The sequence below is a fragment of the Microbacterium sp. NPDC076895 genome (genome assembly GCF_040687115.1).
GTDB lineage: Bacteria > Actinomycetota > Actinomycetes > Actinomycetales > Microbacteriaceae > Microbacterium.
Genome location: NZ_JBFBMQ010000005.1, coordinates 1 through 15162, shown reverse-complemented (window position 1 = coordinate 15162; position 15162 = coordinate 1). Strand labels below are relative to the sequence as shown.

Annotated in this window: 14 protein-coding genes; 7 read left to right on the top strand and 7 right to left on the bottom strand. The window is 66.1% G+C overall.

Annotation, left to right across the window (positions count from 1 at the left end):
- Positions 1-137: 137 nt before the first annotated feature.
- Positions 138-533, top strand: a complete 396-nt coding sequence (locus tag AB0O89_RS05600) for an RDD family protein (protein ID WP_300592360.1) — start codon at positions 138-140, stop codon at positions 531-533.
- 15 nt (positions 534-548) lie between these two features.
- Here AB0O89_RS05600 and AB0O89_RS05595 read toward each other — a convergent pair whose 3' ends face one another.
- On the bottom strand, positions 549-1259 hold the full coding sequence (locus AB0O89_RS05595) for a DUF4191 domain-containing protein (protein WP_300592363.1): 711 nt from the start codon (positions 1257-1259) through the stop codon (positions 549-551).
- A gap of 155 nt (positions 1260-1414) precedes the next feature.
- On the opposite strand from AB0O89_RS05595, the gene AB0O89_RS05590 reads away from it, so the two are divergent.
- Positions 1415-2752 carry a hypothetical protein gene (locus tag AB0O89_RS05590; RefSeq protein ID WP_363494977.1) on the top strand — a complete coding sequence of 446 codons (1338 nt, stop codon included), beginning with the start codon at positions 1415-1417 and terminating at the stop codon, positions 2750-2752.
- Between the two features lie 36 nt (positions 2753-2788).
- Here the strand turns inward: AB0O89_RS05590 and sucB are convergent, their stop codons facing one another.
- From sucB to AB0O89_RS05575, 3 genes are all read right to left on the bottom strand, one after another.
- Positions 2789-4495 carry a 2-oxoglutarate dehydrogenase, E2 component, dihydrolipoamide succinyltransferase gene (sucB, locus tag AB0O89_RS05585; RefSeq protein WP_363494975.1) on the bottom strand — a complete coding sequence of 569 codons (1707 nt, stop codon included), beginning with the start codon at positions 4493-4495 and terminating at the stop codon, positions 2789-2791.
- Between the two features lie 62 nt (positions 4496-4557).
- Positions 4558-5931 carry a dihydrolipoyl dehydrogenase gene (gene lpdA, locus AB0O89_RS05580; RefSeq protein ID WP_363494973.1) on the bottom strand — a complete coding sequence of 458 codons (1374 nt, stop codon included), beginning with the start codon at positions 5929-5931 and terminating at the stop codon, positions 4558-4560.
- Complete coding sequence (locus AB0O89_RS05575) at positions 5928-7412, bottom strand: leucyl aminopeptidase (protein ID WP_300592374.1); 1485 nt, start codon at positions 7410-7412, stop codon at positions 5928-5930. Before AB0O89_RS05575 ends, lpdA begins: the two co-directional genes overlap by 4 nt.
- An 83-nt stretch (positions 7413-7495) precedes the next feature.
- On the opposite strand from AB0O89_RS05575, the gene AB0O89_RS05570 reads away from it, so the two are divergent.
- The 3 genes from AB0O89_RS05570 (at position 7496) to AB0O89_RS05560 (ending at position 10713) form a co-directional block, all read left to right on the top strand.
- A complete protein-coding gene (locus AB0O89_RS05570; RefSeq protein ID WP_300592377.1) occupies positions 7496-8413 on the top strand; it encodes a PAC2 family protein in 918 nt (305 codons plus the stop codon).
- 228 nt (positions 8414-8641) lie between these two features.
- Positions 8642-10018, top strand: coding sequence for an RNA polymerase sigma factor (locus AB0O89_RS05565; RefSeq protein ID WP_363494970.1), 1377 nt, complete (start codon positions 8642-8644; stop codon positions 10016-10018).
- The gene (locus tag AB0O89_RS05560; RefSeq protein WP_363494968.1) at positions 10015-10713 is read left to right on the top strand and encodes a coenzyme F420-0:L-glutamate ligase; all 699 of its coding nucleotides are present in this window, start codon (positions 10015-10017) and stop codon (positions 10711-10713) included. The genes AB0O89_RS05565 and AB0O89_RS05560 overlap by 4 nt, the downstream gene beginning before the upstream one ends.
- A 6-nt stretch (positions 10714-10719) precedes the next feature.
- Here the strand turns inward: AB0O89_RS05560 and AB0O89_RS05555 are convergent, their stop codons facing one another.
- Both AB0O89_RS05555 and AB0O89_RS05550 read right to left on the bottom strand, forming a co-directional pair.
- Entirely contained in the window at positions 10720-11736 is a 1017-nt protein-coding gene (locus AB0O89_RS05555) for a sugar-transfer associated ATP-grasp domain-containing protein (RefSeq protein WP_300592386.1), read from the bottom strand.
- Between the two features lie 32 nt (positions 11737-11768).
- Positions 11769-11990, bottom strand: coding sequence for a hypothetical protein (locus AB0O89_RS05550; RefSeq protein ID WP_300592390.1), 222 nt, complete (start codon positions 11988-11990; stop codon positions 11769-11771).
- A gap of 355 nt (positions 11991-12345) precedes the next feature.
- Here AB0O89_RS05550 and AB0O89_RS05545 point away from each other — a divergent pair, with 355 nt between their 5' ends.
- The gene (locus AB0O89_RS05545) at positions 12346-13035 is read left to right on the top strand and encodes a DedA family protein (protein ID WP_363494965.1); all 690 of its coding nucleotides are present in this window, start codon (positions 12346-12348) and stop codon (positions 13033-13035) included.
- Positions 13019-13696 (top strand): phosphatase PAP2 family protein, encoded by a 678-nt coding sequence (locus AB0O89_RS05540; protein WP_363494963.1) that lies wholly within the window; start codon positions 13019-13021, stop codon positions 13694-13696. Before AB0O89_RS05545 ends, AB0O89_RS05540 begins: the two co-directional genes overlap by 17 nt.
- 115 nt (positions 13697-13811) lie before the next feature.
- Here the strand turns inward: AB0O89_RS05540 and AB0O89_RS05535 are convergent, their stop codons facing one another.
- Complete coding sequence (locus AB0O89_RS05535; RefSeq protein WP_363494961.1) at positions 13812-15029, bottom strand: alkaline phosphatase family protein; 1218 nt, start codon at positions 15027-15029, stop codon at positions 13812-13814.
- Between the last annotated feature and the right edge of the window lie 133 nt (positions 15030-15162).

The following is a 15162-nucleotide window of genomic DNA, read 5'->3' as shown; positions in this document are numbered from 1 at the left end:
ACTCCAGAGGTAGGGCGTGGTGATACCCGTGTCGGGTTTCCCAAAACGGTAGTCGGCAGGGATTGCCCTGCCGTGTCCCTATTGTTTCGGGCATGTTACGAGCCTGTCGAATCGGCTCGCCCAGATAGGCTCTTCCGGTGACCTCAGTTGCCCAGGACTACCCCGGTAAACGCCTCGGACTTCCGGAGTCTGGGCCCGGATCGATCGGTCGCCTCGGCCGTCGAGTCGGTGCGTTGTGCGTCGACTACGGTGCGGCGTATCTCATCTCGGGGTTCTTCGGGTGGGACGCACTCGCCATTCTCGGCATCTTTGCGCTCATTCAGATCGCCTTCTTGCCGACGCTGCAGGGCAGCCCCGGACATCGGATCTTCGGGTTGACGCTCCAGCGCGTGGAGGGGGGCTGGGTGGGTCTGTGGCGACCGGTGCTGCGCACCCTGTTGCTGATCGTGGTGATCCCGGCTGTCATCTGGGATGCCGATCAGCGCGGGTTACACGACAAGGCGGCGGGCACAGTCCTGCTTCGCAGCCGCTGACCGCGCTGCCAGGACTCAGCGGGGGCGCGGTGCCCGAACCTTGGTGGGATCGATGCCCTTAGGAATCGGCAGCGACGTCAACGTCTGGGAAACCGAGTCGACTCGCTTGATGACGGCAGCCATCGTTGCGCGGTCGATCTTCTTCGGCAACTTCTTGATCCGTGTCGCGAGCTGTGAGATCGGCACGTCCTCGTCGCCGTGCCCGACGTAGATCACTGTCAGCGGTACACCGGATGCCACCCGCTGAACTTTCTGGCGCTCGTCGTTGACCAGCCGGGTCAGACGCCCGCGTGAGCCCTCACCGATGATGACGACGCCACCGCGGCCGATGACACGGTAAACCGCTTCCTGGGTCTTCGGATTAACGCCGACGGGGTTCTCGTTCGCCTGCCACGAGCGGCCGAGCGATGTGGAGATCACGTGGCCGGTGGCGCCGGGTACGCCGTCGATGCGCTTGTACATGGCGCGTGTCGACAGCCGGGTCGTCAGGGTCAGACCCATCAGGACACCGAAGAGAAGACCGGTGACACCCCAGAGAATGATGCTCCAGACAGCGACCGGGGGAATGAGGAACCCGATGCCAACACCGAGGGCGGCACCGGCGAGCACGACGCCCACGAGCAACCACGGGAGACCGCGGTAGGTCTGCTGCGTGAACGTATACAGGGTACGAAGCTGCGAGAAGAAGCCGGGCCTTTTCTCGGGTGAGGACGCGCGTGCTGCCATCCCTCCAGCGTACCCGGGACGGACGCGCTGCATGAGTCGCTGCCTCGTCCGACCGCATCCCCGCGCCTTCCTCCCCAGGCTGCGATCGGGCTTGCGGGTCCCCGCATCGGCGACGGGCTTATTGCGCGGGTGATGTTGCTACTCAGGCTGGGGACATGAGTGATGCAATGCCCGGGTGGGCGGATGATCCGTTCCTGATCGCTTTCACCCCGCTGCGTCGTGTCACGACAAGAGAGTCACCCTACGCGGGAACGCTCGTGCGCAGCCCGGCAGGTGTCCACCTGCTGATCGATCCTGAACAGGTGCCTGCCGGGGAGCTGTTCTGGACGCCACAGGATGACACGCACGTGCTCCGGGCACTCGACGTCGTGCACATGGGCGCCTCGCGCTCTGAAGCCGCAGTCGGTGCGCTGGTCGAAGCGTGCCGGGAGCCCCTCGAAACGTATCTCGAGACTCGTGAGAGCCGGCGGTCGCCTCTCACGGAACCGGAGTGTGCCACCATCATGATCAGCCTGTTGCGCGGGGCGTACGAGCTGCGTGCTGCAGCTGGGAAGGATCTCGGCGGAGCATGGTGGCTGTCCGGCTCCGCCAGGCCCGTCTTCGCGCTCGGGCCCGGCGCGGAACCCGCTCGGGAGAGCGCATGCCGCATCCTGAACCGACTTCCGCTCGATGATGCGCGGGGTGGCTCCGTCCGGGATGCCATCGTGGCTGTCTTGCGAGCCGATGACCACCGCGCAGGTGGCTTCGATGCCTGTGAGCGAGCCGTGTTCGAGTGGGTCGAGCCCGGGCCGCTTCGTCCGTCGTCCGAAGCCCCGGCCACTGTGCGGCTGGTTCCGAGCCCGGCTGTGGTTGAGGCCCACCTGCGGGCCGAGTCGCGGGTCGTGCCGCCTGATGAGCCTGGTGCCTTCGATCGGCTCGTGCGCGGTGGCGATGGCGGATGGCATGAGACTCTCGCGGACGTGGCTGCCTCTGCCCGTGGCGCTCTGCGTTCATTTCGACGTGGCCCGAGAGCGGGGCGCCCTGTCGGGCGGGGTCGGCTGGTCATTGGTGCAGTTGCCGTAGGCGTGGTCCTGGCTATTGCTGTCACGGTCCTGGCGCCTGATGCGCGCAGTGCGCCAGCAGAAAGTGCACCGACCGGAGATGCCATCTCGCCGGATACCGGCGAAACTGCCTCGTCCAGCTCCCGACTCGAGGCGGACGCGCCTGATCTGCCTCGCGTGGCGGGCGTCATTCTCGACGCCATGTCGACGTGTGCCGGGGATGCCGCCTGCGTGGGGACGGTTGCCGAGCGTGGGGATGTGGCATTCGCTACCGGCGCCGCCGCCGCTCCTGCTGCTCTTCGGACCCTTCATCTGGTCGATGAGTACGGGGATGTCGCGGTCGTTCGCGCCGAGGCCGACGGCTTTCCGCCGCAGCTCGTTGTGATTGCACGTCACGACGACAGATGGCTGCTGCGTGAGGTTCTCGACCTCACGCAGCAGCCATCTGCGTAGCGCTGGTACGTTCTTGCCGGCTCGACGCCGATCCCGTCAGATGCCGAGATCGCCGGCGAAGTCTGCCTCTTCGAGGCGCGCCTTCACGGCACCGAGGAAGCGGGCCGCATCCGCACCGTCAATGATCCGGTGGTCGTACGACAGGGCGAGGTAGACATACGAGCGAACGGAGATCGCATCCTTTCCGTCAACCTGCACGACGCCGGGTCGCTTGACGACAGTGCCGGTGCCGAGGATCGCGGACTGCGGCAGGAAAACGACCGGCGTGTCAAACAGCGCGCCACGGGAGCCGGTGTTGGTCAGCGTGAACGTGCCGCCGGCGAGCTCGTCGGGCTTGAGCTTGTTGTCCCGCGTCCGGGCCGCGAGATCGGCGATCTCGTGAGCGATCTGGGCGAGGTTCTTCGTTGCTGCATCGCGCAGGACGGGAGTCAGCAGGCCCCGCTCGGTGTCGACCGCGATCGAGAGGTTCTCGGTTGCCGGGTAGACAATCGAACCCTCGTCGACGGTGGCGTTGATGACGGGGTACGCCTGCAGAGCCTCGGCGGCTGCCAGCGCGAAGAAGGGCAGGAACGAGAGCTTATCGCCCGTCTTCTTCTGGAAGTCGCCCTTCACCGCATCGCGGAATGCCGCAACCTTGGTGATGTCGACCTCAACCACGGTGGTGAGCTGAGCCGTCGACTGCATTGACGCGACAGCGCGCTCTGAGAGAACCTTGCGCAGCCGCGACATCGGCTGCGTGGTCCCACGGAGCTCAGAAACCTCCCGGGCAGCACGCTTGGGCGCATCAGTTGCGGCTGCGGGCGTCGCTGCCGGCTCGGCAGCTGCAAGGACGTCCTCCTTGCGGATCCGTCCGCCGACGCCGCTTCCCTTGACCGTCGAGAGGTCGACGCCCTTCTCCTGCGCGAGCTTACGAACGAGCGGGGTCACATACGTCTTGCCGTCGCCGTCGGACTCGGGCGCCGCTTCGTCGGCGGCTGCCTCGGTCACTTCGGACGAAGTCACGGGAGTTTCTGCCGTCTGGCTCGGCGCTGCGGGCTTCTCGGGCTCAGCCGCGGGCTTCTCGGCAGCGGGCTCCGGCGTCGGCTCAGGAGCGGGTGTGGGCGCCGGGGCGGACTCCTGCGCGGCACCGTCGCCGATGCGGGCGAGGGTCGCACCGACCGAAACCGTCTCGTCTTCTTGCACCAGAATCTCCTGCAGCGTTCCCGCGACAGGGGAGGGGATCTCGGTGTCGACCTTGTCGGTGGAGATCTCCAGTAGCGGCTCGTCGACCTCGACGGTGTCGCCAACGGCCTTCAGCCAGCGGGTCACCGTGCCTTCGGTCACGCTTTCACCGAGCTCGGGGAGGACGACGTCCTTGCCCTCGCCGGACGGAGCGGCCTGCGCTGCGGGAGCGGGTGCAGGTGCGGGCTCTTCGGCAGGAGCGGGCTCCGGCTCGGGAGCCGACTCCTGCGGCGCCTGCTCGCCGGGAGCCTCCTCGGCGGGAGCATCCGACGACGGTGCGGATGAGCCGTCACCGATCTTCGCCAGGATCGCGCCGACCTCGACGGTCTCGTCCTCGGCAACGAGGATCTCCTCGATCACGCCGGAAACGGGGGAGGGGATCTCGGTGTCGACCTTGTCGGTCGAGATCTCGAGAAGCCCTTCATCGGCCTGAACTGTGTCTCCCACTTTCTTGAGCCAGCGGGTCACCGTTCCCTCCGTAACACTCTCGCCGAGTGCGGGGAGGACCACGGAAGTGCTCATGAGTTTGTCTCCTTCAGGATGCCGATGTCGTTTCCAGCTTAGTGATTCTGCGGGGGCGGTCGTCAGATCGCATGTAGCGGTTTGCCCGAGAGCAGCAAGAGCGCTTCGCCGAGCGACTCACTCTGTGTCGGATGGGCGTGAATGAGGGGAGCCACGTCTTCGGGATGCGCGTCCCAGCCCACGAGCAACTGTCCTTCGGTGATGAGCTCGCCGACGCGATCGCCGACGAGGTGCACACCCAGGACCGGGCCTTCGCGCCGCCGCACGACCCGCGCGAATCCGGTGGTTCCCAAGATCTCGCTCTTGGCATTGGCAGCCAGCGGAATCTCCGCGACTTGAACGGCATCCTCACCGAACCGTTCGACCGCCGCCGCTGTCGTGAGCCCAACGGAAGCTACCTCCGGACTCGAATACGCGACGCGCGGCACGGAGTTGTCGTCGAGCGGGGCGACGGACAGCCCGGCGATCCGCTCCGCCACAGCGATGCCATGAGCGAAGCCGCGATGGGCAAGTTGTGGCCCCCGAACGATGTCACCCACAGCCCAGACGTGCGGTGCGGTCGTGCGCAGCTCGGCATCCGTCACGACGAACCCGGCAGCGAGTTCAACGCCAGCTTCCTCGAAGCCGAGGTCAGCGGTAGCCGGAACCCGGCCCGCCGCGACCAGAACGTAGTCTGCGGTGCGGGTCGAGCCATCCGACAGGGTCACCGTGACGTGGTCGTCGCTCGCGTCCACACCGGTGCACGAAACCCCAAAGGTCGTCGTGATCCCGCGCTTGCGGAACGCCCGGAGCAGCGCCGCACTGCTGGCTTCGTCTTCTGAGGGAAGCAGGCGGGCGAGCGGCTCGATGATCGTCACCTCTGCGCCGAACGAGCGCCAGATGCTGGCGAACTCGACCCCGATGACGCCGCCGCCGAGGATGATGACGGATGACGGTACCTCGTCGAGCTCGAGCGCGGTGTCGCTGCTTAACACCCGCCCGCCGAGAGGCACATCGGCAAGCTCGCGGGTGCGCCCGCCGGTGGCAAGGATGATGTCGGATGCCGACAGGGTGCGGCCTCCCACCCGAACCCGCAAACCGGGTTCGAGATAGCCGTCGCCGGCCACGGTGACGACACCGCGCGCGGCGAGAAGTCCGGTGAGACCTGCGTGCTTCTTGCTGACGATCTTGCGACGGTAGTCGTGGACCGCGGCCATATCGATGGCGTCAAGGCTCGCGCTCACGCCGTGGTGGGCAGCGTTCCGCACGACATCGGCGACTTCTCCGGAGTGCAGCAGCGCTTTCGTGGGGACGCAACCGCGGTGAAGGCACGTCCCGCCCACCTGGTCTCGCTCGACCAGAGCAACCGTTCGTCCGAGTTCCCGGGCGCGCAACGCTGCCGCGTAGCCTCCGGAGCCGCCTCCGAGTACAACGATGTCGAAGGCGTCCTCGCTCATCGGCCGGCCTCGCTGATCACGAACTCGATGAGGCTCCGGGTCGTCGCTGCGGTCGGACCCTTGTCTGTAAACCCGAAGGGGGCACCCTTGTTCATGCCCACACCGGCGATGTCGAGATGAACCCACGGGATCCGAACTCCGCTGCCGTCGGCGTCGTCGCGTGTTCCGACGAAATGACGAAGGAACAGACCCGCGAAGAGGGATCCTCCCGCGGGGTCACCGACCTTTGCATTGCGAAGATCCGCGATCGGAGAGTCGAGTTCATCGACCATGTGGTCGGGAAGGGGCATCTGCCAGGCGAGCTCGTTGACACGATCCGCTGCCGCAAGGTAGCGGGCGACGGCCTCGTCGTCGCCCATGACGCCTGCGTGCCGCGTTCCCAACGCTGTGGTGATCGCACCAGTGAGGGTTGCCACATCGACGATGACGTCGGGGTGCTCACGGCTCGCCGCGACAAGCCCGTCGGCAAGGACCAGCCGGCCCTCGGCATCCGTGTTCAGTACCTCGACCGTCGTGCCATCGGCGATGCGAAGGACATCGCCCGGGCGTGTCGCCGTCCCCGAGGGCATGTTCTCGGCCAGACACAGCCACGCTGACACGCGCACGGGAGCACCGATCTCAGCGACCGCGCGAAGCACAGCAAGGACCGTTGCCGCGCCGCACATGTCGTACTTCATGTCGACCATTCCGGCGGCGGGCTTGAGCGAGAGCCCACCGGAGTCGAACGTGATGCCCTTGCCGACCAGAGCCACGTGACGCGTCGCGCCGTCCGGCGCATACTCGGCGCGAACGAGGCGTGGGGGGCGTACCGAGCCGCGACCGACACCGAGGATGCCACCGAACCCGCCGGTTGCCAGATCGGTTTCGTCCCACACCTGGACTGTTGCCGGGAGGTCTGTCAGCAGGTCGCTGGTCGCCTCCGCCATGTCGGCGGGGCCGAGGGCGTCGGCGGGGGTGGTCACGAGGTCCTTCACGAGCGCGACTGCTTCGACCACGGCGCGGACTCGTGCTGCATCCGCGGGCGGAACCGCTGCCGCAGCATGAACGACGACACGGCTGGCGCGGGGCTTCGGCGGTTCCTTCTTGAAGCTCGCGAAGCTGTAGCCGCCGAGACCTGCGCCCTCGGCGGCTGCGAGCGCCGCGTCTGCCGTCTCGTGGAAGGGCAGAGCCACGGCGACAGCGGCGAACCCGGTCAGAGTGCGGCATCCGACACCGACGGCGTTACGAACGGATGCCGCGTCCCGACCCGCACCGCTGCCGACGACGGCAACGGGCTGCGCGAACAGCTGCGGAACCGCCACCCGGGCATGCGATCCCGCCGCGCCTGTGAACCCGATCGACTCCAGGCTCTCGCGCAGTCCGGGAAGGGATTCCCACTCGTCGTCAGCGGTTGCGGAAACAAGGGGGATCACCATCACCACCGCGTCTGCGTCGTGTTCGGTAACCGGGGCTTCGCTGAATTCGACGACAGGACTGGCCATGCATTCATCCTAGGTCGGGGCATGTTCGCTCTGAGCGGCACGCGTCGGGGCGGCCACTGCGACCACGCGCCTAGCATGGAGGCATGACCTTGTCGGTACCCGTTTATCACCGCGTCGCCAGCGCCCCACCGGTGCCCGCGGGTCTGCCGCTCGTGATCGCGCTCACCGGTTTCACCGACGCCGGATCCGCCGTGAGTCGGGTCGTCACCTACCTGAGGGAGGATCTGGAGCCGACGCCCATTGCGGTTTTCGAGAACGACATCCTTCTCGACTACCGCGCGCGTCGCCCGGTCATCTCTTTCGAGCACGACCACCTCACTGACTATCGGCCTCCCCGGCTGGAGCTCTCGCTCGTTCACGACGCCCTGGGGCAGCCGTTCATCACGCTCACGGGGTACGAGCCGGATTTCGCCTGGGACTCGTTCACAGCAGCGGTCCTCGAGCTGGCCGCTGAACTTGACGTGGCGAGCGTGACGTGGGTACACGCCATTCCGATGCCTGTCCCTCACACACGTCCGCTGGGAACGACAGTGAGCGGGACCCGGACCGAGCTCACGGCGGCGCATTCGGTATGGCAGCCAGAGACACAGGTTCCCGCGACCGTCGGCCACCTCCTCGAGTACCGCTTTGCCGAGACCGCGGCGGATGTTGCGGGCTTCGTGCTGCTGGTGCCGCACTACCTCGCAGATACGCAATATCCTGCAGCGGCTCTCGCCGCGCTCGACAGCGTCACGGTCGCCACGGGATTGGTCTTCGCCGGTGACGAACTTCGGGAAGAGAACCGCGAGTATCTCGAGAAAGTGCAGGAGCAGGTTGGCGGAAGCGACGAACTGCAGCGGATGATCGAGACCCTCGAAGAGCGTTATGACGCGTACATGGCGGGGGCGACGAACGCCACGCCGATCATCCACACCGGTGACCTGCCGACCGCGGACGAGATTGCCGCCGAACTGGAGCGGTATCTGGCCACCCGGCCCGCGGGCGACGACGACAAGGCTTGAGCGTCACCTGTGCCGGGGGAATACGCAACGCGTCACACTCGTTGTTGCTGATATCCGTTAGCGACGGCCGGGGGAGTGGGCCAGGAATCGCGGACGGAGTATGAGACAATGGTGGTTCGACCCATTGTCACCCGTGGCCGTCACAGGCCGCGGGACTTGACAAGGGTCTTACTAGCGTCCGAAACCAACAGCGCGGCAATCAGATCGCCGTGCGCTGAGAGGCGAAACGTGACCGCAAGCACGACACCCACCCGTACGCGCGCCAAGAAGGCCGACGCGGACGCGCTGGCTACTGAGATCGAGAGCGACGACGAGGTCGCCACGACTGCTGCCAGCAAGCGTCCCGCAGCCAAGAAGCGTAGCGGCGCGACGGGCGCGAAGGCCAGCGCGAAGAAGACATCCACGAAGAGCGCGGATGACGACGCCGACGACATCGACGAGGACGAAGAACTCGACGAGGCTGATGTGGACGGCGTCGACGAGGGAGCCGACGACGAGTCGTCTGACTCGGAATCATCGGATGACGCACCCGACTCGCCGGCCGCGAAGGACGCGTCTGACGACGATGACGTTGACGACGACGAAACACCCAGCAAGCCCGTCTTCACCGAGCCGCTCCCCAGTGGCGCCATCGTCATCAGCTCGAGCGACGAGGATGACGTCCCGATCTACTCGACGCAGATCACCGGTGCGACAGCTGACCCGGTCAAGGATTACCTGAAGCAGATCGGCAAGGTCCCGCTGCTGAACGCGGCCGAAGAGGTCGAGCTCGCGATGCGGATCGAGGCCGGCCTGTTCGCCGAGGAGAAGCTGTCGAAGATGTCGGCGGCAGAGAAGTCCAGCCAGCTGGGCCTCGACCTCCAGTGGGTCGCCCGCGACGGCCAGCGAGCGAAGAGCCACCTGCTCGGCGCGAACCTGCGTCTGGTGGTCTCCCTCGCCAAGCGCTACACCGGCCGTGGCATGCAGTTCCTCGACCTCATCCAGGAAGGGAACCTCGGCCTCATCCGTGCCGTCGAGAAGTTCGACTACACCAAGGGCTTCAAGTTCTCCACCTACGCCACCTGGTGGATCCGTCAGGCGATCACCCGAGCCATGGCGGACCAGGCGCGTACCATCCGCATCCCGGTGCACATGGTCGAGGTCATCAACAAGCTCGCACGCGTGCAGCGTCAGATGCTGCAGGACCTGGGTCGCGAACCCACCCCCGAGGAGCTGTCGAAGGAACTCGACATGACCCCGGAGAAGGTCATCGAGGTGCAGAAGTACGGCCGCGAGCCGATCTCGCTGCACACCCCGCTCGGTGAGGACGGTGACAGCGAGTTCGGTGACCTCATCGAGGACACCGAGGCGGTCGTCCCGGCCGACGCGGTGGGCTTCACCATGCTGCAGCGTCAGTTGGAGTCCCTCCTCGACTCGCTCAGCGAGCGCGAAGCGGGCGTCATCCGCATGCGCTTCGGCCTCGGTGACGGTCAGCCCAAGACGCTCGACCAGATCGGCGACACGTTCGGTGTGACCCGTGAACGGATCCGCCAGATCGAGTCGAAGACGATGGCCAAGCTTCGCCACCCGTCGCGGTCGCAATCGCTGCGGGACTATCTGGAATGACCGGCGTCGCCAACGAGGGGAAGTCGCTCGACGTCGAGATCGACGGCGCGAGCTACCGGCGGATCCCGATCCGCACGCGCGTTGTGATGCCCGGTGATGACCTGGATGACATCATCCGCGAATACGCCCTCGAGCACGCCGTCACCGGCGACACGCTGTTCGTCACCGAGAAGATCGTCGCGATCACCCAGGGGCGCTCGTACGCGGTGTCGGAGATTCAGCCGCGCAAGCTGGCCCTGTTTCTGTCGCGGTACGTGACGCGTACTCCGTATGGGATCGGCCTCGGAATGCCCGAGACCATGGAGATGGCGCTGCGCGAGTGCGGCACGCCGCGCATCCTTTTCGCTGCGGCGGTCTCGGCCGTGACGAAGGCCTTCGGCCGCTCGGGCGACTTCTACCGGATCGCCGGCGACCGCGCCCGTGCGATCGACGGCCCGACCAGTGGGACCATCCCGCCGTACAACAGCGCCGTCGTGCTGGGGCCCGAACGTCCCCGGGAGGTAGCTCAGCACCTCAAGACGTTGCTGGCCCCCGGCGTCGAGGTTGCGGTGGTGGACATCAACGACCTCGGTGGGAACATTCTCGGGTCGACGCTCTCGAAGACTGACGAGAAGACGCTTCTCGCCGTGCTTCGCGACAATCCGCTCGGCCAGGGTCACCAGTCAACGCCGCTCGGCATCGTGCGCGCGGTCTAGCGCTCCTCAGAAACCGATAGCTGCACGGTACTTGGGCTTGTGGCCGGTGCGGATGCCGGTCACGCTGGGCTTGTTCTCGTAGACCCCTGCCGCCCAGTTCCCCTCGACGAGGACCGGGCCTTGGGGAGTCACCACGACGTCCCACCCCACATAGCGCACTGTCGGAACGACACGTGCCACCTCATCGATGAAGACCCTGACGTCGTCGAGCATCGGCAGGGTGAACTCGGAAATGCGGCGCCCGGTATCGGGATGAAACTCGTGCACGTTGCCGTGCGAGTCGTAGCCGGGGCCCACAGCCCGGCCGTCGTCGTCGAGCATCGAATAGAAGCCGCCGAAGCTCATCTGGTCGCTGACTTCTCCCCGGCCGAACTTCTGCGCCATGGCGAGGATGTGTGTGCGTTCGCCGTCGAAGAAGGTCGTGACCCGGGTCGTATTGACCGTGCCCGGGCAGAAGGCGGCAAGATCAGGATGCTGGGTGATCACCTCTTCGGCGAGGAGTTCCCCGCGCTCCAGCAGACCGGTGTGGAACGCCGACCAATCGGTGACGGCATCCGCTCGATAACGGTGGACGCCGGATCCTGCCTGCCCGACCGGCTCCTTGACGATGACGGTGCCGTGGCGCTCGACGAAATCGCGCAACTCGTGCGCGTTATCGGCCGTGACCGTCATCCATTCGCGGTGGAGGAAGGGTGCAAACGTGCTGTTGAACGCGATCTTGTTGTGAAACTGGGCTCGGTACCGCGGGTCGTCGTAGCGCTGTGACAGCTCGTTCGAGACGGGATGCGTCATGTATGTGGCGCGCTCGGCACGGCTCAGAATCGCGAAGTCGTAATCAACGTAATCCTGGAATCCCACCTGACGCACGCCAGCCGACCAGAGCATGTCGGCGAGCACGGCAGGAGTCCAGCGACCGTGCTCTCGCGATGTCTCGCGCGCTCGCTGCCACAGCGAACCGACGTCGATCCGGAGTGCCCGCGCGGCGCGATAGTGCATCCGCGTCCGCGGATCGAGCGATGCCATTCAGATGGTACGGGGCGAGAGTTGTGCTGAAGTCACTCAGCGCTCAGTCGGTGTGTCTCGTCGTGCCAGCTCGTGGCGATCTCGCGCAGCTTCTCTTCGTAGCGGCGTCCGTGGTGGGCGCAGAAGAGCAGCTCGCTGCCGTTGACTTCGGCGGCAATGTACGCCTGTGCGCCGCACGAGTCGCAGCGGTCGGCGGCGGTAAGACGGCTCTCGATGACGTCGATCTCTGCGGGTGAAAGGGTAGCCATGGTCATGCCTCCTCGGTGCGTCACTCCTGGCGATGTCATGACATACAACCACGGGGATGTTTCGGGTATGCCGCTATTGGGTCACATTTCGCTGAGCGCGTACGGCGGCTCTCCGCGGCGGCGTTCTGTGATTGGTCGGTGTCGCCGACTGGGGTCGGCTGGTCTGCATCTAGCCGGGGGTACCCAATGCCCCCGCCGACCCCGGGCCCTGCCACGGCGCCCGGGTGTCTGAGCGTTCTCTCAGACAGTGGCGCTTTGGTGACCCCGGATAGCCAGCGGAGCTTCATACGGTATACGGTGAAAGGGATACTCGTCGCGGCCCCTCGATCCCGTCGACGAGATCGTCAACGGAGGATGCTGCATGTACCTTGTTCCTCTGTCCGCTGCCCCCGACTCCGCCAGTCTCGGCGGCATTGTCGGGTTCGCCGCCGCCCTGATCGACCGGGTCGGGGAATGGGGGGTGGGGCTCTTTACGCTCATTGAGACGGTGTTCCCGCCGATCCCCAGCGAGATCGTCCTGCCGATGGCCGGTTATCTCACCCAGCAGGGGTCGATGAATGTCCTGCTTCTGGTGGTGACCAGCACCCTTGGCGCCTATGTGGGCGGCCTGATCCTTTACGGGCTCGGAGCATGGGTCGGCATGGAACGGTCCATCATCTGGCTGTCAAAGCTCCCGCTGGTGGACCGCGAAGACTTCGAACGCGCCGCCGGCTGGTTCTCCCGGCATGGCAGGGCCGCGGTCTTTTTCGGGCGCCTGATCCCGGGGGTACGGAGCATGATCTCTCTCCCGGCCGGCGCCGCCCGGATGCCGCTGCTCACCTTCTCGGTTTTTACACTCGCGGGCAGCGCGGTGTGGAACGCACTTCTTATCGGGTTGGGCGCCGCGCTCGGCACACAGTACGAGCTGATCGACCGCTACTCCACCTACCTCAACTACGTCGTCTACGCGGGGCTCGGCGGCGCCGTGCTGTGGCTGATCGTGCGCAGCGCACGTCGAGCACGACGCACGAGCGAGGAGCAGCAGGGGGCAACCGGTGAACCTGACTGCTGACCGGCATCTCGCCGCCCCCATGCCCGAGGGGGAGGGGACCGGGCCGCCGCGGCGGCTCGCGCTCTGGCTGGGGCTCGCTGGACTGGGCGCGGCGGTCCTTCTCGGGGTGTGGATCTCTGTCTCTGGGAACGGCCCGCTGCCGGTGGACACGTGGTGGCACGATCTCATGCGGGCGTGGCGGACCGATCTGGGCCTGATCCTCGCCCACTCGCTGGAGAGCATCGGTGGCGTCTTCCCGATGATCGTGACCGGCCTGGCCGTGGTAGTCGGATTCCTTGTCAGCAAACGGCCGTGGAGTGCCTTGACGGTGGTCCTGACACTGCTGGCCTCTCAGGCTGTGACGACGGTGCTGAAAGTCAGCTTGGCCCGCCCACGTCCAGCTGACTCGCTCACAGTGATCGGCCTCACGTCCTACCCTTCCGGGCACACGACTCTGGCAGCGACCCTGGTTATCATCGTCGCGCTCCTGCTGCGCCGGCAGTTGATCTGGCTTCTCGCGGCGGGGTGGGTGGTGGTGATGGCCTGGAGCCGCACCTTCCTCGAGGCCCACTGGCTCACCGACACCATCGGTGGCGCGCTCCTGGGCGCAGCGGTCGCGCTGCTGGTGTGGGGCGCCGTAGCAACTGTGCGGCTCAGGCCTTCGGTGGTTCTGTCGCGGTAGATCCGGGGCGGGGAGATCTCACCATGCCGGCAGCGGTCTCGGAGTCGGCGGTCCATGGGGCGCCGATTCGCCCTGGTCGCGTACGGATCTGCCCCAGCTCCGTGGGGGGAGACGGTCAGGCTGGGTCGGTTGTGCCGAACAGGCCCCCGCCTAGTTCGGTCAGCGCGTCGTAGGCATCCTCGTAGCTGTCCGGGACGGGAGCGCTGGGGTCACCGAATTTGGCGATCAGCAGGCCGAGGAGACCCTGGGCTGGGTTGCTCAGCTTCTTGGTTTTGTTGGCCTCCGCTTTGGGGTCGAGTTCCCCGTCGTTGTCGATGGGCACATCGGCGGGTGTTGTTTGTGGCCATTGGGCAGCAGACCGTGGGGTTGTCAGATTGATGGCATCGAACATGTTGGGCGCGTCGACATCGCGAGCTGTCAGAGGCGACAGTCCGTGCTGACGGGAGAGGGTCGACACGAGTGACGAGTGATGCTTGGGGTCGTTGAGGATGGTGTTCGGCGCCGTCCAGGCGGAGATCAGGACCGCAGGGACACGGCAGCCCAGCCGGTCGAACGCGAAGCCCATCTCACTTGTTTCTCCGGTACCTGGCGGCACGGCGGATGGCGGCGGAACGTGGTCGTAGGTGCCTCCGTGCTCATCGAAAGTGATCAGCATCGAGGTGTTGGTCGTGTTGGACCCGGTGGGGCTCGCGGCGCTACGGAGCGCGGTATACAGCTCGTGGAGCAGTTGCTCGCCGGCCCGAACGTCGGAGACGGCAGCGTTGGTGACGGTGGCGCCTTCGCCGTTGTCGCCGACGCGGAGATCCCCGTACGGGGGGTGCATGTCGTTGTGGTTGAAGATCATGCGCGGTTCGATGAACGCGTAAGACGGAAGTGTCCCGTTTGCGACGTCGAGGTAGAACTGCTCCATCGTGCGGAAGTTGGTCTTCCAGTACTTCTGGGTGGCGTTGGCGTGGAGGACCCCGGTGAGGGAGACCAGTTGCGCGGCGTCGTAGTAGACCCGCCAGGACAGTCCCTCGTCTTGGAGCCGGTTGAAGATCGTGGGTGCTGATACGGCGCCGTCGAACCATTTACCGTAGTCGCCGCCGCCCCGGTTGGTGACGAACCCGTTGGACGTGCCGGCGTGGAAGAAGGACCGGTTGCAGAACGTTTGCGAGGGCACCGCCGCGTACCAGTGATCGAACACCGCGAAGTTCTTGGCGAGCGTGGAGAACACCGGCAGCATGTCGGGTGAGAATCCGCCCATCGCGACCGCGTACTCGTCCGGGGTGGGCGGCACACCTCCGGAGAGTCGCTGGAAGTTGGTGATGTAGTCCTGCACGAACCCCGCCATCGTCGGGGTAGCCCCCTTGGGCGGGGCGTTGTACGGGGTGTCGCGCGTCAGAATGTTTGGCAGGGGTAGTTAGTTGCTGATGCAACGCCCCAGCTGAGAGGTCTGAAGCATGAGTCGTCCCCCGACGATCCCG